The organism is Rhodococcus pyridinivorans (assembly GCF_900105195.1).
In the GTDB taxonomy this organism is placed as follows: Bacteria; Actinomycetota; Actinomycetes; order Mycobacteriales; family Mycobacteriaceae; genus Rhodococcus; species Rhodococcus pyridinivorans.
The window spans coordinates 3,065,058-3,091,928 of sequence record NZ_FNRX01000002.1 but is presented as its reverse complement, the minus strand read 5'-3'; the positions used below and the strand labels follow the sequence as shown (position 1 = coordinate 3,091,928).

Annotated in this window: 12 protein-coding genes and 2 tRNA genes; 5 read left to right on the top strand and 9 right to left on the bottom strand. The window is 69.6% G+C overall.

Annotated elements, in window-relative coordinates; translation table 11 throughout:
• Positions 1 to 41: 41 nt before the first annotated feature.
• Entirely contained in the window at positions 42 to 13,772 is a 13,731-nt protein-coding gene (locus BLV31_RS14625) for a non-ribosomal peptide synthetase (RefSeq protein WP_064060325.1), read from the top strand.
• On the opposite strand, the gene BLV31_RS14620 is transcribed toward BLV31_RS14625, so the two are convergent.
• Complete coding sequence (locus tag BLV31_RS14620; RefSeq protein WP_006551536.1) at positions 13,751 to 14,422, bottom strand: TVP38/TMEM64 family protein; 672 nt, start codon at positions 14,420 to 14,422, stop codon at positions 13,751 to 13,753. The genes BLV31_RS14625 and BLV31_RS14620 overlap by 22 nt on opposite strands.
• A 278-nt stretch (positions 14,423 to 14,700) precedes the next feature.
• Between BLV31_RS14620 and BLV31_RS14615 the strand changes: the two genes are divergently transcribed.
• The 3 genes from BLV31_RS14615 to meaB are packed head-to-tail and all read left to right on the top strand — an operon-like array spanning position 14,701 to position 19,870.
• On the top strand, positions 14,701 to 16,566 hold the full coding sequence (locus BLV31_RS14615; RefSeq protein WP_033096641.1) for a methylmalonyl-CoA mutase family protein: 1,866 nt from the start codon (positions 14,701 to 14,703) through the stop codon (positions 16,564 to 16,566).
• Complete coding sequence (gene scpA, locus BLV31_RS14610) at positions 16,567 to 18,813, top strand: methylmalonyl-CoA mutase (protein ID WP_006551538.1); 2,247 nt, start codon at positions 16,567 to 16,569, stop codon at positions 18,811 to 18,813.
• Between the two features lie 7 nt (positions 18,814 to 18,820).
• Complete coding sequence (meaB, locus tag BLV31_RS14605; RefSeq protein ID WP_019289316.1) at positions 18,821 to 19,870, top strand: methylmalonyl Co-A mutase-associated GTPase MeaB; 1,050 nt, start codon at positions 18,821 to 18,823, stop codon at positions 19,868 to 19,870.
• Between the two features lie 235 nt (positions 19,871 to 20,105).
• Here the strand turns inward: meaB and BLV31_RS25450 are convergent, their stop codons facing one another.
• The 6 genes from BLV31_RS25450 to BLV31_RS14570 all read right to left on the bottom strand — a co-directional run bounded on the left by BLV31_RS25450 (position 20,106) and on the right by BLV31_RS14570 (position 25,951).
• A complete protein-coding gene (locus tag BLV31_RS25450; protein ID WP_006551540.1) occupies positions 20,106 to 20,417 on the bottom strand; it encodes a hypothetical protein in 312 nt (103 codons plus the stop codon).
• 563 nt (positions 20,418 to 20,980) lie between these two features.
• Positions 20,981 to 22,018, bottom strand: coding sequence for a sulfite exporter TauE/SafE family protein (locus BLV31_RS14590; protein WP_064060327.1), 1,038 nt, complete (start codon positions 22,016 to 22,018; stop codon positions 20,981 to 20,983).
• A 293-nt stretch (positions 22,019 to 22,311) separates the two neighbouring features.
• The gene (locus tag BLV31_RS14585; RefSeq protein ID WP_033096643.1) at positions 22,312 to 23,547 is read right to left on the bottom strand and encodes a saccharopine dehydrogenase family protein; all 1,236 of its coding nucleotides are present in this window, start codon (positions 23,545 to 23,547) and stop codon (positions 22,312 to 22,314) included.
• A gap of 14 nt (positions 23,548 to 23,561) precedes the next feature.
• Positions 23,562 to 23,942 carry a DUF2784 domain-containing protein gene (locus BLV31_RS14580; protein WP_006551544.1) on the bottom strand — a complete coding sequence of 127 codons (381 nt, stop codon included), beginning with the start codon at positions 23,940 to 23,942 and terminating at the stop codon, positions 23,562 to 23,564.
• A gap of 61 nt (positions 23,943 to 24,003) precedes the next feature.
• On the bottom strand, positions 24,004 to 24,372 hold the full coding sequence (locus BLV31_RS14575; protein WP_006551545.1) for a universal stress protein: 369 nt from the start codon (positions 24,370 to 24,372) through the stop codon (positions 24,004 to 24,006).
• A gap of 109 nt (positions 24,373 to 24,481) precedes the next feature.
• Positions 24,482 to 25,951: an SDR family oxidoreductase gene (locus BLV31_RS14570; protein ID WP_006551546.1), complete on the bottom strand. Its 1,470-nt coding sequence runs from the start codon at positions 25,949 to 25,951 to the stop codon at positions 24,482 to 24,484.
• 86 nt (positions 25,952 to 26,037) lie between these two features.
• Here BLV31_RS14570 and BLV31_RS14565 point away from each other — a divergent pair, with 86 nt between their 5' ends.
• A complete protein-coding gene (locus BLV31_RS14565; RefSeq protein ID WP_033096644.1) occupies positions 26,038 to 26,271 on the top strand; it encodes a PLDc N-terminal domain-containing protein in 234 nt (77 codons plus the stop codon).
• 63 nt (positions 26,272 to 26,334) lie between these two features.
• On the opposite strand, the gene BLV31_RS14560 is transcribed toward BLV31_RS14565, so the two are convergent.
• Together BLV31_RS14560 and BLV31_RS14555 are read right to left on the bottom strand one after the other, a co-directional pair.
• Positions 26,335 to 26,420, bottom strand: a tRNA-Leu gene (locus BLV31_RS14560).
• A gap of 279 nt (positions 26,421 to 26,699) precedes the next feature.
• Positions 26,700 to 26,785: transfer RNA gene (locus tag BLV31_RS14555), tRNA-Leu, on the bottom strand.
• Between the last annotated feature and the right edge of the window lie 86 nt (positions 26,786 to 26,871).

Below are 26,871 nucleotides of genomic sequence, written 5' to 3'. Positions count from 1 at the left end.
TTCGCCGCTGCCGCTGCACACATCCTCGTGAAGGGGGCGCTGTGGCCACTCCCGTCGTAGGCACCGCGCAGAACTCCGACGCGCGCGCGGGTGCGTTTCCGCTGACTCCGGCCCAGTACGGTATCTGGCTCGCCCAGCAACTCGTACCCGAAGTCCCTTTCGTCATTGCCCAATACGTGGAGTTCCGTGGAGAACTCGATCTCGAGTTGCTGAAGTGGGCGTCGACGACCGCCGGTCGGGAGTTCGAGACCGTCCTCCTGCGCCTCGTCGACGTGGACGGCCGTCCGTACCAGGTCGTCGACCGGGACCTCGATGTACCCACCGAGGTCGTCGACCTCCGTGACGAATCCGATCCGCGGGGGGTGGCCGAGGAGTGGCTCCGGCGGGATGTGGAAGCACCCGTCGACCTGATGGCAGACCGGTTGTGCCGCATAGTGGTTCTGCGCACAGGTGATGCCAGTTACCTCGTGTACGTCAAAGCCCATCACATCGCGCTCGACGGGTTCGGAGCGATGATCATCGTTCGCAGGGGAGCCGAACTCTATTCCAGGGCACTCGCCTCCCGGAGTTCCGGCCAGGACGGGGCCCCGCCGGAGAAGCCGCCGGCGGATCTGCGGACGTTGTACGAGAAGGACCGGCAGTATCGCGCGTCGAACCGATTCGTCGCGGACCGTGAGTACTGGAGCGAGCGGATCCGCGACCTGCCCCATGTCGACACCACCGAGGTGCCCCCGGCGGTCCGGACCATCACGGCGGAGGCGGATCTGTCGGACACTGCGGACGTCTACCTGTCGGGGTCCCCGCCGACGCGGGACGCCTCCTCGGCCGCAGTGGTACTCGCGGCCGCCGCCTGTTTCTTCTCGCGGCGGTCGGGACGGTACGACGTGCTCGTGAACATCCCGGTGTCGGCGCGGACGACGGCCGAGCTGCGACGCTCCGCCGGAATGCTCGTCAACGTGGTTCCCCTGCGGATCCGGGTGGATCCGAGCGAACCCGTCGAGGATCTCGTCCGGCGGATGCAGGTCGAGCTCGTCGGAGCCCTCCGACACCAGGCGTGCGGACTCGACGACATCCGCCGGGCGACATCCGAACCGGTGTCCCGCTTCTCGGTCCCCTTGGTCAACGTCATGCTGTTCGATCAGCAACCCGTACTGGGCGACATCGTGGGAACACCACATGTCCTGTCGCGCGGGCCCGTCGGGGACCGGCTGATCACCGTCCACCGCCGCAGTGTGCCGGTCGGCACCGTGATCGAATTCCGGGCGAATCCGAACCGATACGAGGAGAACGAGATACAGGCGCAGTGCATCTGTTTCACCGAGATCCTCGAGCAGTTCGTCGCAGCCGCCCCTCGAACGCCGGTCGGTTCGATCCACCCGCCGAGCGCCGGAGCGGCCGCACCTCGTTACCGGCGGAACACCGTGCTCGATCACTGGCGGCATCTTCTGGCCGGTGCACCTACCCCGCCCGCCCTGTCACCGTCCACGCAGGCACCTGCCGGTGGACGGGCGGGCAACGCGGGATCTGCTTCGGCGTGGGCGCAGTTCGTCCATCCCCTCGGCATCGGACCGGGTCGAGCGAGCGCCGAATGTGCCGACGATCGTGTCCCGATCCTGCAGGCTGCCAACGCGATCCTCGTCGCCAGGTCGGGTGGTGCCGACGACGTCGTCCTCGGTGTCCCTGCCCCGGCCGGTACCGCTCCTGCTCGCACGGTCCTGCCCCTACGCACCCGAGTGCGCCTCGACGAGCCGTTCCGAGATCTCCTCGAGGACATCTCCCGGGGGACTCGGGACGCTCTCGCACACGCCGACATACCTGCCGCGACACTGCTCGACGCGCTGGCGCCGACACGGAACGGATCGCGCGCCCCACTCTTCCGCGTCACCGTCGAAGGGCGGGGCGATGCGGACAGGGAGGTGGAGAACGCCGTCCTCGGCGACGTCGGCCTGCGTATCGATCTGGAGCGTCCGCGATCCGGCGACGGTGCCGGGCGCGAGTCGACGTCCACGGACGTGCTCCGCATCCGATACGCCACGGACGTCTACACCGCGCCGACCGTCGAGCGCATCGCCCGCCGACTGGAACGTATCCTCCTGACGGTCGAAGAGGATCCGGAGATACGGGTCGGCGACATCGATCTGCTCGACGCAGCCGAACGGACCGCACTCGCTCCCGTGACGGGTCCGCCGCCGGTGACCGAACGCCTGCTGCCGGAAATCCTCACCGACGCTGCACTCCGCACCCCCGCGGCCACCGCAGTGTCGTGCGGCGAGACCCGGATCGACTACCGGGAACTCGACGAACGATCGAATCGGCTGGCCCGCATGCTCGCCGAGCGCGGCGCAGGACCGGAACGTTTCGTCGCGATCGGCATGGCCCGGTCCGTCGACTCGATCGTCTCGATCTGGGCCGTGGCGAAGACGGGCGCGGCCTTCGTTCCGGTGGACCCCGCCTATCCACCCGTCCGGATCGAGTACATGCTGCGCGACTGCGGCGCCGTGCTCGGACTCACCACTACCGGCGAACGGTCCCTGCTTCCCGGCACCGTGCCGTGGACCGCGGTCGACGATCCGGAGGTGGTCACGGAGACGACGCGATACACCGGGTCTCCGGTGACCGACACGGACCGGTGCGCGCCCGCGCGTTCGGATCAACCCGCCTACCTCATCTACACCTCCGGATCGACGGGACAGCCGAAAGGCGTGGTCGTCACCCACGGGGGACTGTCGAACCTCGTCGCGCACACCCGCACCCTCGCCGACCACGACGCGCGGGTCTGGCACGGGACATCCCCGAGCTTCGACCTGGCGGTACTGGAGTTGCTCGTGGCGTTCGGCTCGGCGGCGCACCTGGTGATCGGCCCGCCCGATGCGTCCGCCGGTGACGACCTCGCACATGCATTGCGCGCCGAGCGGATCACCCACTTCTGCACCACTCCTGCGGTCCTTGCAACGATCGATCCGGCGGTCCCCGAGGACCTCTCCTTCGTGAGCGTCGGCGGTGAGGACTGCCCGGCATGGCTCGTGGAGAAATGGGCGCCGGGCCGCCGCATGGTCAACGGGTACGGGCCGAGCGAGATCACCGTGCAGATGGCGTCGGAGGACCTCGTGCCCGGCAGACCGGTCACCGCAGGCACTCTCGGACCCGGATTCCGGTCCGTCGTGCTCGACACACGCCTGAATCCGGTGCCGCCCGGGGTGATCGGCGAGCTGTATCCGGCAGGACCTGCCCTGGCGCGGGGATACCACCGGCGACCGGGGACGACGGCGACGCGGTTTGTCGCCGACCCGTTCGGGCCGGCGGGGTCGCGGATGTACCGCACCGGCGATCTCGTGCGGTGGTCGACGAACGACGACAGCGCAGAGAACGACAGCGCAGCGGCCACCTCGGGTCTGCGGCTGATCTACGCGGGGCGCGCCGACCTGCAGGTCAAGGTGCGGGGGCGGCGCATCGAACTCGGCGAAGTGGAAGCAGCACTGCTCCGCCACCCCGACGTCGAGCAGGCCGCGGCGGTGGTCCGGCGCGAGACCGGATCCGACCGGGTCGTGGCGTACGTGGTGCCGCGCACCGGTTCGGTCCCGGATGCCTCGACGATTCGTGATGCGCTCGCGGCGGAACTCCCGGATTTCATGGTCCCGGCTGTGGTGGTGCCGCTGGCAACTATGCCGATCACGGCCAACGGCAAGCTGGACCGTGCCGCGCTGCCGGCCCCGGACCGCCGGGGCGTGCTCCATCGTCCTCCGCGCACGGGGCTGGAACGGACTCTCACGGGGGTCTTCGCGGACGTTCTGCATCTGTCCCCGGATCGGGTCGGCGTCGACGACAACTTCTTCGAACTCGGAGGCGATTCCCTGTCGGCGACCGGCGTCGTGGCGGGGATCCGGTCCGCACTGCACGTCGAAGCACCCATCAGGATGCTCTTCGAAGCACCGACGGTCGCCGAGCTGGCACCGCGCCTCGCGGAGTGCGGTGTCGCCCGGACGCCGTTGACACCCCGACGCCGGCCGGACCGGATCCCGTTGTCCTACGCGCAGTCCCGGTTGTGGTTCATCCACCGTTACGAAGGTCCGTCGCCGACCTACAACATCCCCATGGCGGCACGCCTGACCGGACGGGTGGACATCGACGCGATGAGGGCGGCGTTCGGCGATGTCGTGGCACGCCACGAGTCCCTGCGCACGGTCTTCGAGGAATCCGACGGAGTCGCCTTCCAGCGCATCCTTCCGGTCGAGCGGACCTCATTGTCGCTGCCTGTGCGGGCAGTGACCGCCGACGAGGAGCACGCGACCGTGCGCGCCGAGGCGCGGCGGCCCTTCGACCTGTCCACCGACATTCCGGTGCGGGCCACACTGCTGCGGACCGGTTCCGACGACCACGTGCTGGTGCTCGTGCTGCACCACATCGCCGGCGACGGCGCGTCGATGGTGCCGCTGGTGCGCGACATGCTGCTGGCATACGCGGCCCGGTCGGGGGGGACCGAACCACGGTGGGATCCATTGCCGGTGCAGTACGCCGACTACACCCTGTGGCAACGGGACGTGCTGGGGGACGAGGACGAGACGGGAAGCATCCTGCACGGGCAGTTCTCCTACTGGCGAGAAGAACTCGCCGAGGTCCCGGAATGCCTTTCTCTTCCGCTCGACCGTCCCCGCCCCGCGGTGCAGTCCTTCCGCGGTGGCCGGGTGGAGTTCACGATCCCCGCGGAGCTGCGCCTCGCGGCGGACGACCTGGCTGCCGAGCACGGGGCCACCGCGTCGATGGTCTTCCAGTCGGCACTCGTGGTGCTCCTGCACAAGCTCGGTGCGGGAGACGACATCACGATCGGTGGTCCGGTGGCCGGGCGGACCGATGAGGCTCTCGCCGATCTCGTCGGATTCTTCGTCAACACCTGGGTGCTGCGCGTGGACGGCATCACCGGACGATGGACGCTCGCCGATGTCCTCGACCGCGTGCGGGCCAAGGCGCTGGCCGCCTACGAGAACCAGGACGCGCCCTTCGAACGGTTGGTGGAACTGCTCGCCCCGGCGCGCTCGACCGCCCATCACCCGCTGTTCCAGGTCGCATTCGCATTGCAGAACAACCCGCTGCCGAGCCTGGACCATCCGGACATCCACGTCGAGATGCTGCCCGTCGCGACCGACATCGCGCGGTTCGACCTGTACATCAGCGTGTCGGAGCGCGCGTCCGCCGAGGACGGCGGGCTGCTCGGCAGCATCGAATACGCGAGCGATCTGTTCGAGCGCGACACCGTCGAACGATTCGCGGACCGGTATCTCCGTGTCCTCGACTCCCTCGTGAGATCGCCGCACCGACGGGTCGACGTTGTCGACCTGCTCGATCGATCGGAGCGCGACCTGCTCCTCGACGCGTGGAACGGCCCGGCTGCCACCACCGATGACCGGACGGTTCCGGCCGTGCTCGCCGAACGGGTCGCGGCGACACCGGACGCACCGGCGCTGACCAGCGTCGCCGGCCGATGGACCTACCGCGACCTCGATGCCCGGGCCAACCGGCTGGCTCGTCTGCTTGTCGAGTTGGGTGTGGGGCCCGAGTCCGTGGTGGTCGTCGCCCTGGATCGGTCCCCGGCACTGGTCGTCGCTCTTCTCGCGGTGTCGGCGGCGGGTGGCGCCTATCTGCCGTTGGACCCCGCCTATCCGAGCGAACGCACCGCCTTCGTCCTCGCCGACGCCGCGCCCCGCGTGCTGGTCACCGACAGTCGATTCACCTCACATGCGACCCCCGCCGTCGTCGTGGTCGTCGACGAGGCGGGCCGCCCGACGTCCCACGCCCTGCCCGACGATGCGCGACCGCTCACCGACTTCGACAGGATCGCGCTGCTGCACCCGTCGAACACGGCGTACACGATCTACACGTCCGGTTCCACGGGTGTCCCGAAGGGCGTGGCCGTCACGCATCGGAATCTCGTACACCTCGTCGAGCACGGATGGACCGGTTCGCGACCGCGACACCGGATGTCGCTGGTGTCCTCACCGGGTTTCGACGCGTCGGTGTACGAGATCTGGCCCGCCCTGATCGGCGGTACCGAACTGGTGCTCGCGCCACCCGGTCTGCTCGATCCGTCGACGGTCGCGCGGATGATCTCCGAACACGGTGTGACGACGATGTTCGTCCCGACACCGCTGTTCCACGCCCTCGCCGACCCCGCCGTCGTTCCGGAGCGGGTGTGGGACGGTGTGGACCAGGTGGTCACGGCCGGTGACGTGCTGTCCCCGGAGGTCGCACGCCGCTTTCACGAATCGCATCCCTCGACGTTGCTCGTCAACGCGTACGGACCGACGGAAACGACGGTGTGCGCGACGATGTACCTCGTCGAGGACGCGTTCGCCCGAGGAGACCGCGCGTCGGTCCCGATCGGCACGCCGATCCCGGGAGTGGCGGTCCTCGTCCTCGACGCCGGACTGCTGCCGGTGCCTCCCGGTGTCCCCGGCGAGTTGTACATCGCCGGGGACGGGGTCTCCCGCGGATATCCCGGTCGTCCGGCCACGACCGCGGCACGATTCGTGGCATCTCCGTTCGGCGGGCCGAGGGAGCGGATGTACCGCACCGGCGACGTCGTGCGGTGGATCCGCTCGACGAGCGATGCCGAGGGCTCGGGTGGGCACCTGGAATTTGTGGGCCGCTGCGACGATCAGGTCAAGGTCCGCGGCTTCCGGGTCGAACCCGGTGAGATCGAAGCGGTCCTGGGTGCGCATCCGGCGGTGGCCCGCGCCGCCGTGGTCGTGCGGGAGACTCCGGGCCACCACGAGACCGGACGACTGGTCGCGTATGTGGTGCTCGACCGGGAACAGACACTGCTCGCCGACCCGACCCGCGCGACCGGCACCGTCGAGCGGTGGAGGGCACTGTACGACGACGTGTACTCCGCGCCGCCGCCCGAGGACAGCGGCGACAGCGGCGCCTTCGCGGGTTGGAACGCCACCGACACCGGGCAGCCCATCCCGGTCGAGCAGATGTGGGACTGGCGCGACGCCGCAGTGCGGGCCGTGCGGCGGCTCCGGCCCCGGCGTCTGCTCGAGATCGGCGTGGGCTCCGGTCTCCTGCTCCGAGAACTGGCCCCCGACTGTGCCGAGTACTGGGGCACGGACTTCTCGGCCCCGACGCTCGAGACGCTGCACTCCGCCGTGCGATCGCAGCCGTGGGCCGAGCGGGTGACGTTGAGGACGCAACCGGCGCACGCGACCGAGGGGTTGCCCCAGCGGTACTTCGACACCGTCGTGCTCAATTCTGTGATCCAGTACTTCCCGGATGCGGCGTATCTGCTCGAGGTGCTCCGGAAGATCCTGCCGCTGCTCGCACCCGGCGGATCGATCCATCTCGGCGATGTCCGGAACCAGGCGCTGCTGCCGCACTTCGCCGCCGCTGTGGAACTCGCCCGTGCCGACGGCACCGAGACCGCGGACACGATCCGCGAACGCGTCCGCCGTGCCGCGCTCTCCGAACGGGAACTGCTGCTCGCCCCCGAGTTCTTCGCCGGTCTGCTCCGTCGTCTGCCCGGTGTCACCGGGGTCGACATCGAACTCGGCCGGATGCGGACGGCCAACGAACTCGGCCTGTACCGCTACAGCGTGGTGCTGCACACCGGTACCGGACCCAGGTCGCTCGCCGATGTTCCGTGCCGGACCTGGGCGGGATTCGGAACACTCGCCGCGTTCGCCGACCGGCTACGGACCGACCGTCCCGACGCCCTGCGCGTGACCGACGTACCGCACACCGCCCTGCAGTCCGTGATCGCCGCGACTACCTCCCTCGATGCGATGCCCGGCCACACGCTCGTACCGGAACCGGACCTCCGGCCACGATCGGACGGCATCGGTCCTGCGGACTTGGATCTGCTCGGCGCCGAACTCGGCTACCGGGTCGCCGTGACGTGGTCGCAGGAACCGGGATCGATGGAGGTGATCGTCTTCCGCGACGACCTGGACGACAAGGCCGATGCAGCGCTGACCGATGTGTACCGTCCGGCCGATGACATCGACAGCCTCGCCCGCTATGTCAACGACCCCGCCGCAGAGGAGCGACTCGACGACGTCCGTCGCTTCGTCCGAGAGCGGTTGCCCGACTACATGGTTCCGGCCGCGTTCGTCCACATGGCCGACCTGCCGGTGACGGTGCACGGCAAACTCGACCGCCGCGCGCTGCCGGCCCCGGAGGTCGCGACGCGGAGCGACAGCTACATCGCACCGACCACCGACACCGAACGGGCCCTCGCTCGGGTGTTCGCCGACGTGCTCGGCGTCGACCGGGTGGGAACACAGGATTCGTTCTTCGCTCTCGGCGGCGATTCGATCATGTCGATCCAGCTGGTCGCGCGGGCCAAAGCTGAGGGACTGGTGCTCTCGCCCCGAGATGTGTTCGAACACAAGACCGTTGTAGCGCTTGCCGCGGCGGTCACCCTGGCCGGACGGGCCGAGATGACGCTCGAGGAACTGCCGGGTGGTGGCGTCGGCGACGTTCCGCTCACCCCGATACTGCGGTGGCTGGTCGGGCACGGCCGAACGTATCCGGGCTTCTGCCAATCGGTGTCGGTTCCGCTGCCGGATCGACTCCGCGAGGCCGACCTTCTCGCGGCCCTGCAGGCGGTCGTGGATCGGCATGACATGCTGCGGGCGCGGCTCCACGCGGAGCCCGGAACGCCTGACGCGCTGCATCTCGAGACACGGCCCATCGGATCCGTCTCGGCGTCGTCGATCCTGCGTCACGTCCGGGTCGACGACCTCACGGGGCCCGAATTCACCGCGATCGCCGCCGCCGAGCACGCTGCCGCGACCGGACGGTTGGATCCCGGCAGGGGAGTGATGTTGCAGGCGGTGCGATTCGAGGCGGGACCCGCGTCGCGGCTGTTGCTCGTGGCACATCATGCCGTGATCGACGGTGTCTCCTGGCGGATCCTGCTGGGCGACCTCGCTGCTGCGGCGGCTCGACTCGAACACGGACTCGACCCGGATCCCGCACCGACGGGCACCTCGATGCGCCGCTGGGCGCACGGTCTCGTCGAGGTCACCCGCCGCGGCACGCGCGCGGCCGAACTACCGTTCTGGATCTCGACCCTGTCGGGTCCGGATGCGCTGCTCGGCGCCAGAGAGCTGGACCCCGCGGTCGACGTCGGGGCCACCGTCGACACCGTCACCGTCGAGGTTCCCGCTCCCGCGACCACCGCGCTGCTGAGCGTCCTCCCGGTGGCCTTCCACGGGAGCATCGTGGACGGTCTCCTCGCAGCCCTGGCCGGAGCCGTCGTCGCGCAGCGCGCCGAGCGCGGGATCGACCTCGCTCGGGTGCTCGTGGCGTTGGAAGGGCACGGCCGGGAGGAGCAGGTCGTGCCGGGAGCCGATCTGTCCCGGACGGTCGGATGGTTCACCGCGGCCTATCCGGTGCGACTGGACCTGACCGGTATCGACGTGGAGCCCGTGGAACGCGGCGGCACCGCAGCGGGAACCGTGATCAAGACCGTCAAGGAACACCTGCGTGCCGTTCCCGACCACGGGATCGGATACGGGATGCTGCGGTATCTCGACGACGAGGGCCGCGCCGCGCTCGAACCCCTGCCGGCACCCCGGCTCGCCTTCAACTTCCACGGCCGGAGCACGCTGCCGGACGCCGTCACGGACATCGACTTCGGCGGTGGCCTCGATCCCGCTCAGCCGGTACCGGCGGTGATCTCCGTCAACGCCATGGTCGTCGACACCGCTGACGGTCCGGTGCTGCGCGCGGATCTCGCCTATGCGACCGGGGTCATCGCCCGCCCGGAGGTGTCGGATCTGGCCGAACGGTGGCGACGCATGCTGAGCGGCCTCGCCCGTCACGTCGCCGAACCGGGCGCGGGAGGGCATACCCCGTCGGATCTGCCGCTGGTCCCGTTGAGCCAGGAGCGCCTCGACGAGCTCGAGCGCCGTTATCCCGGCCTCGAGGACGTGTGGCCTCTCACCCCCTTGCAGACCGGCTTCCTGTTCCATGCCCTCCGGAACGATTCGATCGACGCGTACACGGTGCAACTGACCCTGCACCTGGGCGGTGTCGTCGATCCGCGACGCCTCCGGCGGGCGGTGGCCGCCCTGGCGGCGCGGCATCCGAACTTGCGGGTGAACTTCGTCTTCGACGGGGAGTCCCCGCCCGTGCAGGTCGTGCAGGCGTCGGTCGAACTGCCGTTGTGTGAGCGGGATCTGAGCGATCTGGACCCCGAGGATCGTGTGGTGGCACTGGTCCGACTGGAGACCGAGGACCGGACGCAGCGTTTCGACACGGCGCACGGACCGTTGGTGCGCCTGAGCCTGATCAGGATGGGACCGGACGATCACCGGCTGGTGTTCACCAACCACCACATCCTGCTCGACGGTTGGTCGGCGCCGTTGCTGCTGAAGGAACTCCTCGTGCTGTACGGCACCGAGGCGGACACCGGGGTTCTCCCGCCGGTACGTCCCTACCGGGACTACGTGCGGTGGCTCGTGCAGCAGGACCCGGCGCCCGCGCGCGACGCCTGGTCGCGGTATCTGGCCGGTCCGGATCGGCCCACGCTGGTCGCCCCGGACGCCGAGCAGTCCTCCGTGCAGGCCCTGTCCGAGGAGACCACACGGGCGCTCGATCCTGCGGACATCCGGCGCCTGGAGGCCTTCGTCCGGGACCGCGGACTCACCGTCGGCACGGTGGTGCAGGTCGCGTGGGGGATCGTGCTGGCGAAGCTCACCTCGCAGCGCGACGTCGTGTTCGGATCGACCGTCTCCGGGCGGCCCGCGGAGGTCGACGGGGTCGAGGAGATGATCGGCCTGTTCGTCAACACGGTTCCCGTGCGGGTTCGGCTCGACCCGTACGAGACGTTCGCCGTGCTCGTCGAGCGAATCCGTGCCGAGCAGACCGCGCTGCTCGACCGGCATCACCTCGGCCTCACCGAAATCCAGCAGGTCGCCGGACCTGCCGCCGGGTTCGACACCCTGACGGTGTTCGAGTCGTATCCGGTCGACCGTGCGGCTCTGTCCGACGCGGTCGACATCGCGGGCATGCAGGTGCGCGAGGTCACCGGACACGATTCCGGCCACTATCCGCTGACCCTCATCGCACACGTCGACGACGCGCTGCGGCTGCGACTGAGTTACCGTCCGGACCTGTTCGACGGGGCCGCGGCCGACGCGATCGTGTCGCAGGTCGCCCAGGTCCTCGAGGCCGTCGTCGACCGGCCGGAGGTGCCGCTCGGCCGCCTCCGCCGGTTCGGGGACGAGGTGCCGGTCGTGTCCGCTCCTGGCACCGCCCCTTCACGGATGTGGACGGAGATCCTCGACGACTGGATGTCACGGTCCCCGGAGTCCGTCGCCGTCGTCGATGCGGGCAGGCAGTGGACCTACGCGGAGCTGGACGAGCGGGTCGAGCGGCTCGCACATCTGCTCGTCTCCCGCGGAGCAGTACCGGAGACCACCATCGTGGTGGCGATGCGGCGATCGTTCCTGCGGGTCGTCGCGATGCTCGCCGTCGTCCGCGCCGGTGCCGTCTACGTGCCCGCCGACCCCGACCAACCCCGCGACCGCGTCACCGCGATGATCCGGACGGTCACACCGCTCTGCGTGCTCGTCGACGGACCCGAACCGGCGGTGCCCGACGGGGTATCCGTCGTGCCCGTCCGGGACCTCGACCTCGACGGTGCGCCGGCAACGCCGGTGCCGGATATCAACCGCCGCGTGCCGGTTCGCGCCGACAACACGGCGTACGTGATCTTCACGTCCGGATCGACGGGCACGCCGAAGGCGGTGACCGTGACGCATCGCGGTATCGCCGAGCTGGTCGATCGGCTCTCGACGGTCGCCGACCGCGAGTCGCGTGTCGCGCAGGCGATGCTGCCGGTGTTCGATGCCTCGTTGCTGGAGACGATCGTCGCGTTCTCGGCCGGGGCGCGGCTCGTCGTGGTGCCACCCGGTATCGCCGCCGGCGACGACCTCGAGCGTGTGCTCGCCGACGAGGAGATCACGCACCTGTACACCACACCCGCGGTGCTGGCGACGCTGGATCGGGACGCGCTGCCGGCTCTGACGTTCGTGAGCGTCGGTGGCGAGGCGTGCCCGCCGTCCCTGGTGGAGACGTGGGCCCGGAGCCGTCACATGGTCAACGGCTACGGTCCGAGCGAGGCCACGGTGATGTCGAACCTGCTCGATCCGCTCGTCCCCGGCGAGAATCCCACCGTGGGACCGCCGATGCCCGGTTTCGACGAGTACCTGCTGGACTCGTACCTGCAACCCGTCGCCGGCGGCGCGGTGGGGGAGCTGTACCTCGCCGGACCGGGTCTGGCGCGAGGGTATGCGGGCCAACCCGGCCTGACCGCGACGCGTTTCGTCGCCGACCCCCTCGGCGCACCGGGGCGCCGGATGTACCGCACGGGGGACCTGATGCGCTGGACCCGCACCGCGGCGGGCGCCGAGCCCGTCTACGTCGGGCGCAGTGACTTCCAGATCCAGCTGCGCGGTCTGCGCATCGAGCTCGAGGAGGTCGAGGCGGCACTGCTCCGGCATCCGGCCGTTGCCCAGGCCGTGGTCGTAGTGCGTGACGACGGTAGCGGCGACCGGCTGGTCGGATATGTGGTGCCCACCGGGACCGTTCCGATCGAGGCGCCCGAGATCCTGCATTTCGCGGCCACCGGGCTGCCGCGGTACATGGTCCCGTCGGTGATCGTCGTGCTACCGGGCCTGCCCGTCACCCCGAGCGGGAAGGTGGACAGGTCGGCGTTACCGGCGGCCGCGCCGGTCGGGGCTGCCTACCGGGCGCCGCGCACACCGACCGAAGGTGCCGTGGCCCGCGCGTTCGCCTCCGTCCTCGAACGCGACCGGATCGGGATCGACGACAACTTCTTCGACCTCGGCGGCAACTCGCTCGCCGCGACCGCCGTGGCATCGAAGCTGCGCAGCGAGCTGGGCCGGGAAGTTCCCCTGTCCCTGGTCTTCCTCGACCCCACACCGGCCGGCCTCGCGGATCGCCTCGACGAGCCGACGGCGACCACTGCTCCGACGACCGGCATGTTCGATGTGCTGATCCCCCTGCGAGGGCACGGTCACCGCCCACCGGTGTTCTGCGTACATCCCGCGATCGGCTTGTCCTGGGTGTACGCGGGACTGCTGCGCCACCTGCCGGATCGGCCGGTGTACGGGCTGCAACTGCCGTACCTCTCGGGCGGACCCCTCGACGCGACGCCCGCCGAACTGGCGCACCGCTACGTCGAGGAGATGCGGGCCGTGCAACCGCAAGGTCCCTACACCGTGCTCGGCTGGTCCCAGGGCGGACTGATCGCCCACCACATGGGTGTCGAACTGCGCGCCGCGGGGGAGACCGTCGACCTGGTCGTCCTCGATTACTACCCGCTCGAACGCGAGCGGCGTGCCCACACCCACGCGGAGCTGCTGGCGGGACTGGGCATCGAACTGCCTCACGCGACGCCGGACGAGATGACCTCCGAGCAGCTGCTCGACGCGGTGAACCGCAGTCTCGGGCACGAGACCGGACTGTCCACCGCCGACCTGGAGCGGATCCTCACGGCCTATGCGCACGTCCATCGGGCCGCGCCGACGCTCGACCTGCGATGTTTCGACGGCGACCTGCTGTTCGTCGCCGCGGCGCGATCGCTCGGCACGGACGACGGTGCGTCACCGGCCCTGTGGCGGCCGTGGGTGTCCGGCACGATCACCGAGCACACGATCGACTGCGACCATCTGGAGATGATGACCCCGGCCGCGCTCGCCGTCCTCGGCCCGATTCTGGCCGACTATCTCGTCGCCGGATCCTGATCCGGCTCGACGACGGCGTCGAGCGCCGAACCGGCGGGCTCGGGGAGTCGAGCCTCGAGCAACAGCCCGGCGAGACCGAGCGCGATGCACACCCCGGTGATCACCATCAGCCGCGGATCGGTCTGCCCGGTCAGGGCGTCGCCGAGGAGTACGACCGCCACGGTGCCCGGCAGGATGCCCACGACCGTCGCGAGTGTGTAGGGGACGAGACGGACCGCCGAGACGGCGCAGCAACAGTTCACGACGAAGAACGGGGCGGCGGCGATCAGCCGCAGGGAGCCGACCGCGAGCCATCCGCGGCGTGCCAGCCGCAGATCGATCGCTTTCGCCGCCGGGTGCGTGAGGCGCGATTCCACGGCCTTGCGTCCGACGGCCCGCACGAGCAGGAACGCCAGGACGGCGCTGACCGTGGAGGCGGCGACCGTCACGCCGATACCGACGGCACTGCCGAACAGCACGCCGGCGCTGAGAGTGAACACCGTGCGCGGAATCGGGGCGATCGTGACCAGGGCGTGGACGGCGAAGAACGCCAGGACAATTGCCGGGCCGTGCACCGATTCCGACCACTCCCGGATCTGGGCGATCGTCGGATGCGGCACCACGAGAGCTACGACGACGAGAGCCGCCACCAGGCCCAGGATGCCGAGCACTCTGCGGTCTGCGGCAAGCCTCGTCACGAGCGTCCACACTACCGGCCGGGCGGTCTCTTGCATCCCCGCGAGCAGAGTGACGAAGGCGGCACGATAACGTTCCGATCGAGGACGTCGTTATCGAGCGCTAGAAAAACTGTGGTGATCCCCACAACGATCGCGCGATGTGCGGGGATAGCATCACACCGAAGGCAACCTACCCATTTCGAGGTTGCCCACCTCCGGCCGACAACGCCGTCCGTACAAAGCCTGCAAACCCGCAGTAGGAGGAATCGCCCGTGTCATTAGCTGCAGAAGCCGAGGATGCCGCGCGCGCATATGCGCAGTGGCAGGACGCGGTGGCGGGGGTGCTGGCCAAGTCCCGACGTGTCGACCCGGCCGAACTCGGACCCGAGCCGCAGCGTCTGCTCGAGACCACGACCTACGACGACGTCACCGTCGCGCCGCTGTACGGCGTCCGCGACGAGCGCGACGAAGCGCCGCTGCCCGGTGAGTTCCCGTTCGTCCGCGGCGGCTCGTCCACGCGCGACGTCAACACCGGCTGGCTCGTCGACGTCCGGTTCACCGGCACCGACGCGGCCTCGGTCAACGAGCGCATCCTCGACGCGCTGAACAACGGCGTCAGCTCGGTGTGGCTCGGTCTCGGCGCCGGCGCGGTCCCCGTGGACGCGCTCGACACCGCGCTCAACGGTGTGCTCCTCGACCTCGCGCCGGTCCGTCTCGACGCCGGTGCCGACGCGGTCGCAGCGACCACCGCCGTGTACTCCGTGCTCGACAACCGCACCGATATCGAGGACCGCGCCGCCGTGCGCATCTTCCTCGGTGCAGCGCCGCTCACCAGCGCGTTCTCCGAGCGTCCCGACGTATCTCTCGACGAGGCCGTCGAACTGGCACGGGCCGCCGCCGACCGCACCGAAGCGGTGCGTGCCCTCACCGTGGACGGCACCGCCTTCCACAACGCCGGTTCGTCCGACGCCGAAGAACTCGGTGCCGCGATCGCCGCCGGCCTCGATTATGTGCGAGCACTCGTCGACGCCGGGGTTCCCGTTGCGGCCGCGCTCGGTCAGCTCGAGTTCCGTCTCGCCGCGACCGACGACCAGTTCCAGACCATCGCCAAGTTCCGCGCGGGTCGTCAGGTGTGGGCGCGCGTCGCCCAGGTCGCCGGTGCCCCCGAGGCCGGCAACGCTCCGCAGCACGCCGTGACCTCCGCGGCGATGATGGCCCAGCGCGATCCGTGGGTGAACATGCTGCGCACGACCCTCGCTGCGTTCGGCGCGGGTGTCGGTGGCGCCGACGCCGTCACGGTCCTGCCGTTCGACTCCGCACTGCCGGCCGGTGTGCTCGAGGTGTCCGAGGCGTTCTCCGCCCGGATCGCCCGCAACACCCAGCTGCTGCTGCTCGAGGAGTCCAACCTCGGGCGCGTTCTCGATCCCGCCGCCGGTTCCTGGTACGTCGAGGAACTGACCGCGCAGATCGCAGAGAAGGCATGGGGCTTCTTCCAGGAGATCGAGGCGGCCGGTGGTTACCGCGCCGCTCTCGAGGCAGGGCTGATCGCCGAGCGTGTCGCGCAGACGCGTGCCCGCCGCGAGTCCGACATCGCGCACCGCACGTTCTCGGTGACCGGGGTCAACGAGTTCCCGAACCTGGCCGAGAAGCCGCTGCCGGTCGGTGTCGCCGAGGCCGGCGCGTCCGCCGCGCGGTACGCCGCACCGTTCGAGGCGCTGCGCGACCGCTCGGATGCCTACCTGGCCTCGCACGGTGCCCGCCCGCGGGTGCTGCTCGCCCCGCTCGGGCCGATCGCCGAACACAACGTACGGGCGACCTTCGCGACGAACCTGCTCGCCGCCGGTGGCATCGAAGCGGTCAATCCCGGACCGCTCGATCTCGACGCCGACCTGTCGTCCCTGGTGGGCGACACCGGAACGTCCGTCGCCGTGCTGTGCGGCACTGACACCCGCTACGGCGAGCAGGCCGGTACGGCCACCTCTGCGCTGCGTGCGGCGGGGATCACGACGGTGCTGCTGGCCGGACCCGAGAAGGCCGTGAAGGACGCGCAGGGGGACGATCGTCCGGACGGCTTCCTCACCGCGCGCATCGACGCCGTCGCCGCCCTCACCGACCTGCTGAACACTCTGGGAGCGTAAGTGAGCATCGAACACGAAATCGGCAGCTTCGCCGACGTCCCGTTGACGGACCCGGCTGCGCCGGCGCCCACCGCTCCCACCGCGGAGCAGGCCGCCGCGCTCGTCGAGTCCGTCGCCGAGGCGAACAACTACAGCACCGAAGACGTCGTGTGGTCGACGCCCGAGGGCATCGACGTCAAGCCGGTCTACACCAAGGCCGACCGCGACGCCGTCGTCGCCGAGGGCTACCCGCTCGGCAGCTACCCGGGTCTGGCCCCGTTCGTGCGCGGGCCGTACCCGACGATGTACGTGAACCAGCCGTGGACCATCCGGCAGTACGCCGGCTTCTCCACCGCCGCCGAGTCCAACGCCTTCTACCGGCGCAACCTCGCCGCCGGTCAGAAGGGCCTGTCGGTGGCCTTCGACCTGGCCACGCACCGCGGCTACGACTCCGATCACCCGCGTGTACAGGGTGACGTCGGTATGGCCGGTGTCGCGATCGACTCGATCCTCGACATGCGTCAGCTATTCGACGGCATCGATCTGTCGCAGGTGTCGGTGTCGATGACCATGAACGGCGCGGTACTGCCGATCCTGGCGCTGTACGTCGTGGCGGCGGAGGAGCAGGGCGTCAAGCCCGAGCAGCTGGCCGGAACCATCCAGAACGACATTCTGAAGGAGTTCATGGTCCGCAACACCTACATCTACCCGCCGAAGCCGTCGATGCGGATCATCTCCGACATCTTCGCGTACACCTCGGCGAAGATGCCGCGCTTCAACTCGATCTCGATCTCCGGCTACCACATCCAGGAAGCCGGCGCGACGGCCGACCTCGAGCTCGCGTACACCCTCGCGGACGGCATGGAGTACATCCGCGCCGGACTCGACGCCGGCATGGACGTCGACAAGTTCGCGCCGCGCCTGTCGTTCTTCTGGGCGATCGGCATGAACTTCTTCATGGAGGTCGCGAAGCTGCGCGCAGGTCGCCTGCTGTGGAGCGAGCTCGTCGAGAAGTTCGGGGCGAAGAACCCGAAGTCGAAATCGCTGCGCACCCACTCGCAGACCTCCGGCTGGTCGCTCACCGCACAGGACGTCTTCAACAACGTCGCCCGCACGTGCGTCGAGGCGATGGCCGCGACCCAGGGCCACACCCAGTCGCTGCACACCAACGCGCTCGACGAGGCGCTGGCACTGCCCACCGACTTCTCGGCGCGCATCGCCCGCAACACCCAGCTGCTGCTGCAGCAGGAGTCGGGCACCACGCGGCCCATCGACCCGTGGGGCGGCTCGCACTACGTCGAGTGGCTCACCCACGAGCTGGCCGACAAGGCCCGCGCCCACATCGCCGAGGTCGAGGCCGCCGGCGGTATGGCGCAGGCGATCTCGGAGGGCATCCCGAAGCTGCGCATCGAGGAGGCGGCCGCCCGCACCCAGGCGCGCATCGACTCCGGTCGTCAGCCCGTCATCGGCGTCAACAAGTACCAGGTGACCGAGGACCACGAGATCGAGGTCCTCAAGGTCGAGAACTCGCGTGTGCGGGCCGAGCAGCTGGCCAAGCTCGAGCAACTGCGCGCCGACCGGGACGAGGAGGCCACCCGCGCCGCCCTCGACGCGCTCACCCGCGCCGCCGGTGCGCAGAGCCAGGGTCTCGACAACAATCTGCTCGCGCTGGCCATCGACGCGGCCCGCGCGAAGGCCACCGTCGGTGAGATCTCGGACGCCCTGGAGAAGGTCTACGGCCGCCACCAGGCCGAGATCCGTACGATCAGCGGCGTGTACCGCGACGAGGCCGGCAAGGCCACCAACATCACCGCCGCAACCGAACTGGTCGAGAAGTTCGCCGAGGAGGAGGGTCGTCGCCCCCGCATCCTCGTCGCGAAGATGGGCCAGGACGGTCACGACCGAGGCCAGAAGGTGATCGCCACGGCCTTCGCCGACCTCGGATTCGACGTCGACGTGGGACCGCTGTTCCAGACCCCCGAAGAGGTCGCCCAGCAGGCGGCCGACAACGACGTGCACGTCGTCGGCGTGTCGTCGTTGGCCGCGGGTCACCTGACGCTGGTCCCTGCCCTCAAGCAGGCGCTGGCCGAGGTGGGCCGCGAGGACATCATGATCGTCGTCGGTGGTGTCATCCCGCCGGGCGACTTCGACGAGCTCTACGCGGCGGGTGCGGCGGCGATCTTCCCGCCCGGAACCGTGATCGCGGATGCGGCGACCGGTCTGCTGACCAAGCTCGCCGCGCAGCTCGGCCACCACCTCGGAGGCTGACGTCGGCATGAGCGACTCCTCGGTCGGCGCCGCGCAGACCCGCCGACGGCAGATCGACGTCGACGCCCTCGCCGAGGCCGTGCTCGCCAACGAGCGGGCCGGCCTCGCGCGGGCCATCACGTTGGTCGAGTCGACCCGCGACGACCATCGGGAGCGGGCGCAGCAGTTGCTGCTGCGCCTGCTTCCCAACGCGGGCAACGCGATTCGTGTCGGTATCACCGGTGTGCCCGGTGTCGGCAAGTCGACCTTCATCGACGCGCTCGGCATGCATCTGCTCGAGCAGGGGCATCGGGTCGCGGTGCTGGCCGTCGACCCGTCGTCGACCCGCACGGGTGGTTCGATCCTCGGCGACAAGACACGGATGGCGCGGCTCGCGGTGCAGCGGGACGCCTACATCCGCCCGTCGCCCTCGGCCGGCACGCTCGGCGGGGTCGCGAAGGCCACCCGCGAGACGATGGTGCTGCTCGAGGCTGCCGGTTTCGACGTGATCCTCGTCGAGACCGTCGGTGTCGGACAGTCCGAGGTGACCGTCGCGAACATGGTCGACACCTTCTGCTTCCTGACCTTGGCCCGCACCGGCGACCAGCTGCAGGGCATCAAGAAGGGCGTGCTCGAACTCGCCGACCTCGTTGCCGTCAACAAGGCCGACGGGGAGTTCGAACGCGACGCGCGGGTCGCCGCCCGCGAACTCGCCGGCGCGATGCGCATGGTGCATCCGCACGACGCGATCTGGAAGCCACCGGTGATCACCATGAGCGGCATGACCGGCAATGGTCTGGACACCTTCTGGGATACCGTGCTCGAGCACAAGAAAGTGCTCACCGAGGCGGGCATGTTCGACGAGAACCGGCGCCGTCAGCAGGTGGACTGGACGTGGACGATGGTGCACGACCAGCTGTTGCGTCGTCTCGAGACCTCCCCGCGCGTGCGGGCGATCCGCAAGGACGTCGAGGCCGGGGTGCGCGACGGTTCGCTGACCGCCGCACTCGCCGCGCAACGCCTGCTCGACGCCTTCGACGGGGTGCACGACCCCGGAACGTCCGACGAGGACTCCTGATCCCGTGAGCCGCCGCACGATCGCCGTCACCGTTCTCGGTGCGTTCGCGATCGTCGCGGCGGCTCATCTCGTTTTCAGGTTCTCGCGCCCGATTCGGCGTTCACCGACGTTTCGCAGTGGTTCCTCATGCCGCTGCTCGCGCTCGGACTCGTTCTCGTCACGTCCGCACCGCGCGACCGGCTGGTCGTGGGCGCGCTTGTGGCACTGGGAGTCTCATGGTTGGGGGACAGCTCACCTACATCGTCGCGTTGCGGCCGCACCGGCGGTCGAGCGTGCTGCGGACCCGCCATGGGTGGTCGGTCTCTACACCTTCGCAGTGTTCGCCATGGTCGCCGTGTGCGCTTCGGCGGCAGGGATTCTCGTCGTCCCGGTGGCGATCTACGCGTCGTGCGTCGGGGAGTGGTTCGAGACCGCCGGTTTCGAGGTCGCTCGCCGACGGGACGTTGCCGGATCCCGGTGGCAGGACGATCTCCACCGACCGGATCTCGTCGAGGTTGGTGACGCTGTCCGGGGTCTCCCATGCGCAGTAGACGCTGTACTCCTCCACGCCGCTCGAGGAGCGCAGGCTCAGTGCCGCTCGATGTAGGGGCGACGGCGGGCGCGACATCGTCGCACGAGTCGAAGCGGGCGAGGATGTCGCTGCCGAGGCCGGTCGGTTCGCTGACGGTGTCGGCGTCGAAGGTGGTGTCGGAGGCTGCGGAGTCGGCGTCCGAGGCGGTGTCGGAGGTGGCGTCGTCGCCGGAGGAGCACGCTCCGAGGAGCAGGGCGCCGGCGAAGGTCGCGGATGCGACGGCGTATCGGGGCAGATTCCCACGGCGCATCGTAGCGTCCGTACGAGTTGTATGTGATCTTGGTTCCGCCCGGGCGGTCGAGGGCTGCGACACCGTGCGTTACAGCCCGAGAAGCTGCTTGGCGACCGTCACGGCACTGCGGGATCGAGGACCATCGCGGCCGCCGACGGTGATCGACACGCAGGCCTGGGGGAGTTCGACGCCGGCCGCGGTGAAGGCGGTGCCGGGCCATGTCGATCGGCATGCTGTGCGCGGATCCGCCGGCCGCTTCGATGGCGGGATCGGGAAGCACCACCGCACGCGGGCATAACAGCGATTATCAGGCCCCGTCGGGAGTCCGTGGTGACGTGGTGGAATTCAGGCGAGCTTCGTTGTGTCCGGGCACCTCCCGAGGCTCCGGACGGGCCCCGGAGAGAGGCGTCGCGTCGGTACCTTCGAGCAGTGCCGCCGGCGTCGGCTGCGCCAGCGGTTCGAGCGAACCGCTCTTCTCCGCGGGGGTGAGGCGCGAACGCTTCCAGGACACGATCAGCAGCGTGAGCCACGCAGCGACGATGGCGAGGTAGAGCACCGCCAGCGCCGCGCCGGAGAGGTCGACAGTCTTGGCGAGCTTGTGCGCGTTGGTCAGCACGATGACACCGCCGACGCCGGTACCGAGCAGCGTCGCAGGGACGCGGCTGACCAGCCAGGCCGCGACCGGCGCCGCGAGGGCACCGCCGAGCGCGAGACCGGCGACGATCACGAGATTGCCGAGGGAGTCGTGGCCGAGCCCGAACAGGAAGCCGACGCTCGCCGCGACCGCGACGAGGAACTCCGACGCGCTCACCGAACCGATCACGGTGCGCGGTGCCGTCTTACCGCGGGAGAGCAGGGTGCTGGTGGTGATCGGTCCCCAGCCGCCACCGCCGCTCGCGTCGATGAAGCCGCCGAAGAAGCCCAGAGGAGACAGGAATTTCGCGGTGTGCGGGGAGGTGCGGGCGTGGGCGACCGCAGGGGGTCGTACCGAGAAGCGCAACGCGACGTATACGCCGATGGCCAGCAGGATTCCGGCGGTCACCGGTTCGGCGGCCTCGGTGGACAGTCCCGACAGCACGGTCGCGCCGAGGAAGGCGCCGATGGCACCGGGAACACCGAGTCGCAGCACGACCTTCCAGTCGATGTTGCGGAACCGCCAGTGCGAGGCACCGGAGACGAGGGTGGTTCCGACCTCGGCGAGGTGCACGGCGGCGCTCGCGTGCGCCGGACCGACACCGCTGAACAGCAGCAGGGTGGTCGCGGTGACACCGAAGGCCATGCCGAGTGCGCCGTCGACGAGCTGTGCGCCGACACCGACGAGCGTGAAGATGAGCAGATTGAACATGCGTTGGCTCCGAAAGCTGGAAGAACCCGAAAAGTTGGACGAGCGGCGAAGCGCTCAGCAACACTCCCGGGTGCAACACAGACAATCGAAGCAGGCGCCGCGACGGGTCGGCCAGAACGGCATGAGCGCGAGACGAGCGGCCGGAGCCATCTCGGTACTCGTCGCAGCCATGGTCACGTCCTCAGGTCTCGTTCCGCGCGCGGATCGTTCGGTCCGGTCGAGCATAGCCCGTCGAAGCGACGGAGCCACACTCGGCGGGCCCGGCGCGCCGATCGGGCGCGCCGGAGGCGAGGTCAGCCGAGGCGGCGCGCGGAGATCTCGAAACCGGCCGTGCGGAGCCGTTCGGTCAGCACGTCCCCGAAGGCCACCGCGGGGGTGAGGACACCGCCACCGGCGTGCAGGGCCGCGCCGCCGAGGGCGAGCGAGAGGGCGGACTCGCCGAGCATCACGGCCGTGGCCTTGTAACCTGGGTCGCCCTGCGCGGAGAACCGCGCGGTGTAGCGAGCTCCCGATTCGGTCGAAGCGTACAGATCCACCGTGAAGTAACCGTTCTCGCGGGTCTCCTCCGACGGTCCCTCGCCGGGCGCGGGCAGGAGCTTGTCGAGGACGAACCGCGTGGGCGGGAACGACAGGCCGGCGGCGAGGGCTCCCGTGCCGAGTCCGACGAGCCCGGCGAGGACGGGGGAGAGCGGTGAGGAGCCGACACTCATCACCTCCCGGTAGCGGAACCGGCGTCCGTAGGCCCAGTCGCGCAACGCGTTGCTGCGTCGCACGATGCGGGTGTTGTAGGAGGCCATCACGAACGGTGCGAGCCGCCCCGAAATCTCCGGCGCCACGGATTTGCCGTCGACGAACGCGAAGTCGTTCTGGCGACCGAGATCGGGTTCCCGAGCCCGATCGGGGGACAGCGAGTACGGGCGCGCGGCGATCTTCCGTGCGGCGGCATCCTTGCGGACCGCGTCGAGCTGTTGCCGGAGCGAATCGATGGTTCCGCCGCTCACCCCGCCGCGGAAGGAGCCGAGCACGAAGGTCGTGTCGGTGAGCGGCAGGTTGCCGTCGGCCTCCGCGGCGCGGTAGAGCGCATGGACGCCGAGGTCGGACGGGACGGAGTCGAAACCGCACGAGTGGACTATGCGGGCGCCGGTGCGCCGGGCCACGTCGTCGAAGCGGTCGATGCTCTCGCGGTGGAAGAGCACCTCGCCGGTGAGGTCGACGTAGTCGGTGCCGGCCTCGGCGCACGCCTGCACGAGCGGCAGCCCGTACGTGGCGTAGGGACCGACGGTCGTGATCACCACGCGGGTGGACTCGGCGAGCGCGGTCAGCGAGGCGGGATCGTCGGCGTTCGCCTCGATCAGCCGCCAGTCGGTTCCGAGGTCGGCGGCGAGCTTCTCGAGTTTGGTGCGTGAACGTCCTGCGAGTCCGACGGCGACGCCGTCGGGGAGGTTCTCGGCGAGATAGGCGGCGGTGAGGCGCCCGACGAAGCCGGTGGCGCCGTAGATAACGATGTCGAGATCCCGGGAGACAGTCATGCCCCTCACCCTACTCAGGAGTAAGTCTCGGGGGCGACCTTCGTCACACGGATCCGGCGCCACAGCACCACCCACGAGATGAGTACGGCGAGCGCGGCGAGGGCGCGGACCGCGCCGAGCGCGGACTCCGGGTAGATCACCCCGGTGAGGTAGTGATCGATGAATCCGCTCGGCGGCAGACCTTCCTGGCCGGCCTCGCGGCGTGCCCAGTTCTCCACCGCGGTCAGCGGGCAGTCGAACCCCACGGCCACCGAGGCCGCTCCCCACACCACTGCGACGACGTGCGCGACGATCGTGCGGGGCCACCGCCACGCGAGGAAACCACCGAACGCGACGTAGAGCACGAAGAGCAGATGCACGAAGGCCGTGAGGTCGGCGACCACCCGGAACGCCATGTGCCCAGGGTAGAACGAACGGCCTCGGAACGAACGCGGTTGCCGGAGGGCGGGCGGCGCCTCAGCCGGCCTTGATGACGAGCACCGGCACCGACGACTCGGTGATCAGCCGCTGCACCGCCCGCTCGACGAGGAACTTGCCGGTCGCGGTGCGCCCGCGGCTGCCGATGACCACGCGTTCGGCGCCGCTGCGCGCAAGCAGTTCGACGGTCGTGCCGACCGGATCGCCGTCGTGGACGGCCGAGAGCAACTCCCAGCCGTCGGTACCGGCCACCTCGCTCACCTGTGCCCGCACGCCTTCCACCTCGTCGGGTTCGTCGAGCGGGTGGAGCACCACCAGCGACTGCTGCCGGTCGGCGGCCTCCCGCACCGCGGCCTGCAGAGCGATCCGGCCTTCGGGGGTATCGGCGTGAACGACAGCGACAGTCATGACTCTCCTCGTGCGAGCCTGCGGGGACGTTATCCATTATCGCCGCGGCCCGGAGAGTGGGCCACGATCCACGGTGTGGAACCGGTCTCCCCAAATCACCGGGTCCGGATCACCAGGGTGCCGGGCGGAAGTCCTTGAGGAAGCATCCGTACAGGTCCGTGCCGGCCTCGCCCTGGACGATCGGGTCGTAGACACGGGCGGCACCGTCCACGAGATCGAGCGGGGCGTGGAATCCCTCCTCGGCCAGCCGCATCTTGGTGTGGTGCGGCCGTTCGTCGGTGATCCACCCGGTGTCGACGGCGGTCATGAGGATGCCGTCGGTGAGCATCTCCTCGGCGCTGGTGCGGGTGAGCATGTTCAGCGCGGCCTTGGCCATGTTGGTGTGCGGATGCCCGGCGCCCTTGTAGCGGCGACCCCCGAACTGCCCTTCCATCGCGGAGACGTTCACGACGTACTTGCGGCGGGCCGGGGACGCGGCGAGCGCCGGACGCAGACGGTTGACGAGGATGAACGGCGCCACCGAGTTGCACAGCTGCACCTCGAGCAGTTCCAGCGGCTCGACCTCGCCGACGGTCTGGACCCAGCTGTTGGTGTGCACGAGATCCGGCAGCAGGCCACCGGCGTCGACGGCGACGCCGGCCGCGACCCGCTCGGGTGTCGCCGATCCGGCCACCAGTGCCAGCGAGGTCAACGAGTGCGCCGACAACTCGGCCGGCAGCGACCCGGCCAGAGCAGCCGGATGGGCGTCCGAGGGCTTGCCGAAGGTCAGGACCTCGGGGCGCGGACCGGCGGGCAGCGGATCGGCCTCCGCCTCGGCCAGCGCCGAGTAGGCACCGGGGGAGCGGCGCACCGTCTGCGCGGCGTTGTTGATGAGGATGTCCAGCGGACCCTGCGCGGCCACATCGTCGGCGAGGGCGACCACCTGGGCGGGATCACGCAGGTCGATGCCGACGATGCGCAGCCGGTGCAGCCAGTCGCCGCTGTCCTCCATCGCGGTGAAGCGGCGGATCGCGTCGTTGGGGAACCGCGTGGTGACGGTGGTGTGCGCGCCGTCGCGCAGCAACCGCAATGCGATGTACATGCCGATCTTGGCGCGACCGCCGGTGAGCAGGGCGCGACGGCCCCGCAGATCGGTGCGCGCGTCGCGTTTTGCGTGGTTCTCCTCGGCGCACGTCGGGCACAACTGGTGATAGAAGGCGTCGACGCGGGTGTACTTGTCCTTGCAGATGTAGCAGTGCCGCGGACGCAGCAGCGTTCCCGCGCTTGCACCGCGAGTCGACGACGCCAGCGGGAGTCCGGCGGTCTCGTCGTCGATGCGGGTGGGGGAGGCGGTGGCGGTCGCGGACAGCACCTGACGGTCGGCGTCGACGCGCTGCTTGCGGGCCTCGTTGCGGCGCAGCCGCTTGAACTTCTTGAACATGTGCCCCACGGCCCGCTGCACGGCGATCGCGTCGGGATGTTCGGCGTCGAGACCCGCTGCCTGGTCGAGCACCCGCAGACAGGTGGCCAGATCGTCGGGGTCGATGCGGGTGAAGCCGTCGGTGGCGGGTTCGGCGGTGGTGTCGCTGTGGGGGTTCATCTGCCTTTTTCCGTGTGCTGCTGTATGCCCGATCGTATCGGGCAGGATGATCGTGTCCGAATTCCCGTGCAGGTACCGGAGGAACGATGAGCCCGAGCTCCCCCTTGTCCAAGAAGAAGTTCGCCGAACTGAGCCGCCCCCAGCAGGTGCTGGTGGTCCTGCTCGCGGTGGTGCAGTTGTCGCTCGCCGTCGCGGCCTGGGCCGATCTGGCGAGGCGACCGGCCGACAAGATCAACGGCAGCAAGCTGCGCTGGGCGCTGACCATCGCGGTGAACTTCTTCGGCCCGATCCGGTACTTCCGCAAGGGCCGCCGGGACTGAGCGGACCCCGGACGAACCGAAGGCCCCGAACCGATATCGGTTCGGGGCCTTCGGGTTTCGGGGTGTCCGAGGGGGGACTTGAACCCCCACGTCCGTTAATAGGACACTAGCACCTCAAGCTAGCGCGTCTGCCATTCCGCCACTCGGACCGACGCCCACACGGGGCATGTCGGTAGAACCCGCTCCCGCGGGCGCTGAAGAAACAGTAGCGCATGGGGCGTCCGATCCCCAAAACGGCACTTCAGGCGCGCTCGCGGCACTCGACGCGCCTCGCGCGGATCCGCTCGCTTGTTCGTCATCCGCTGCAGCACGTTGCCGCAGCGGATGACGAATGCGGTATCGGTTGTCGCCCGCTCGATCTTCTCCCGACAACGACGAAGGCCCCGAACATGATGTTCGGGGCCTTCGTCGTCTGTCTCGACTCAGAGTGTCCGAGGGGGGACTTGAACCCCCACGTCCGTTAATAGGACACTAGCACCTCAAGCTAGCGCGTCTGCCATTCCGCCACTCGGACCTGGTGCTCGCGCCCACTCGTCGTGGGCGCTGTGAAAGAGTAACCCACCACGCCCACGGTCCCAAATCGCCACCTCCACCTGCGGT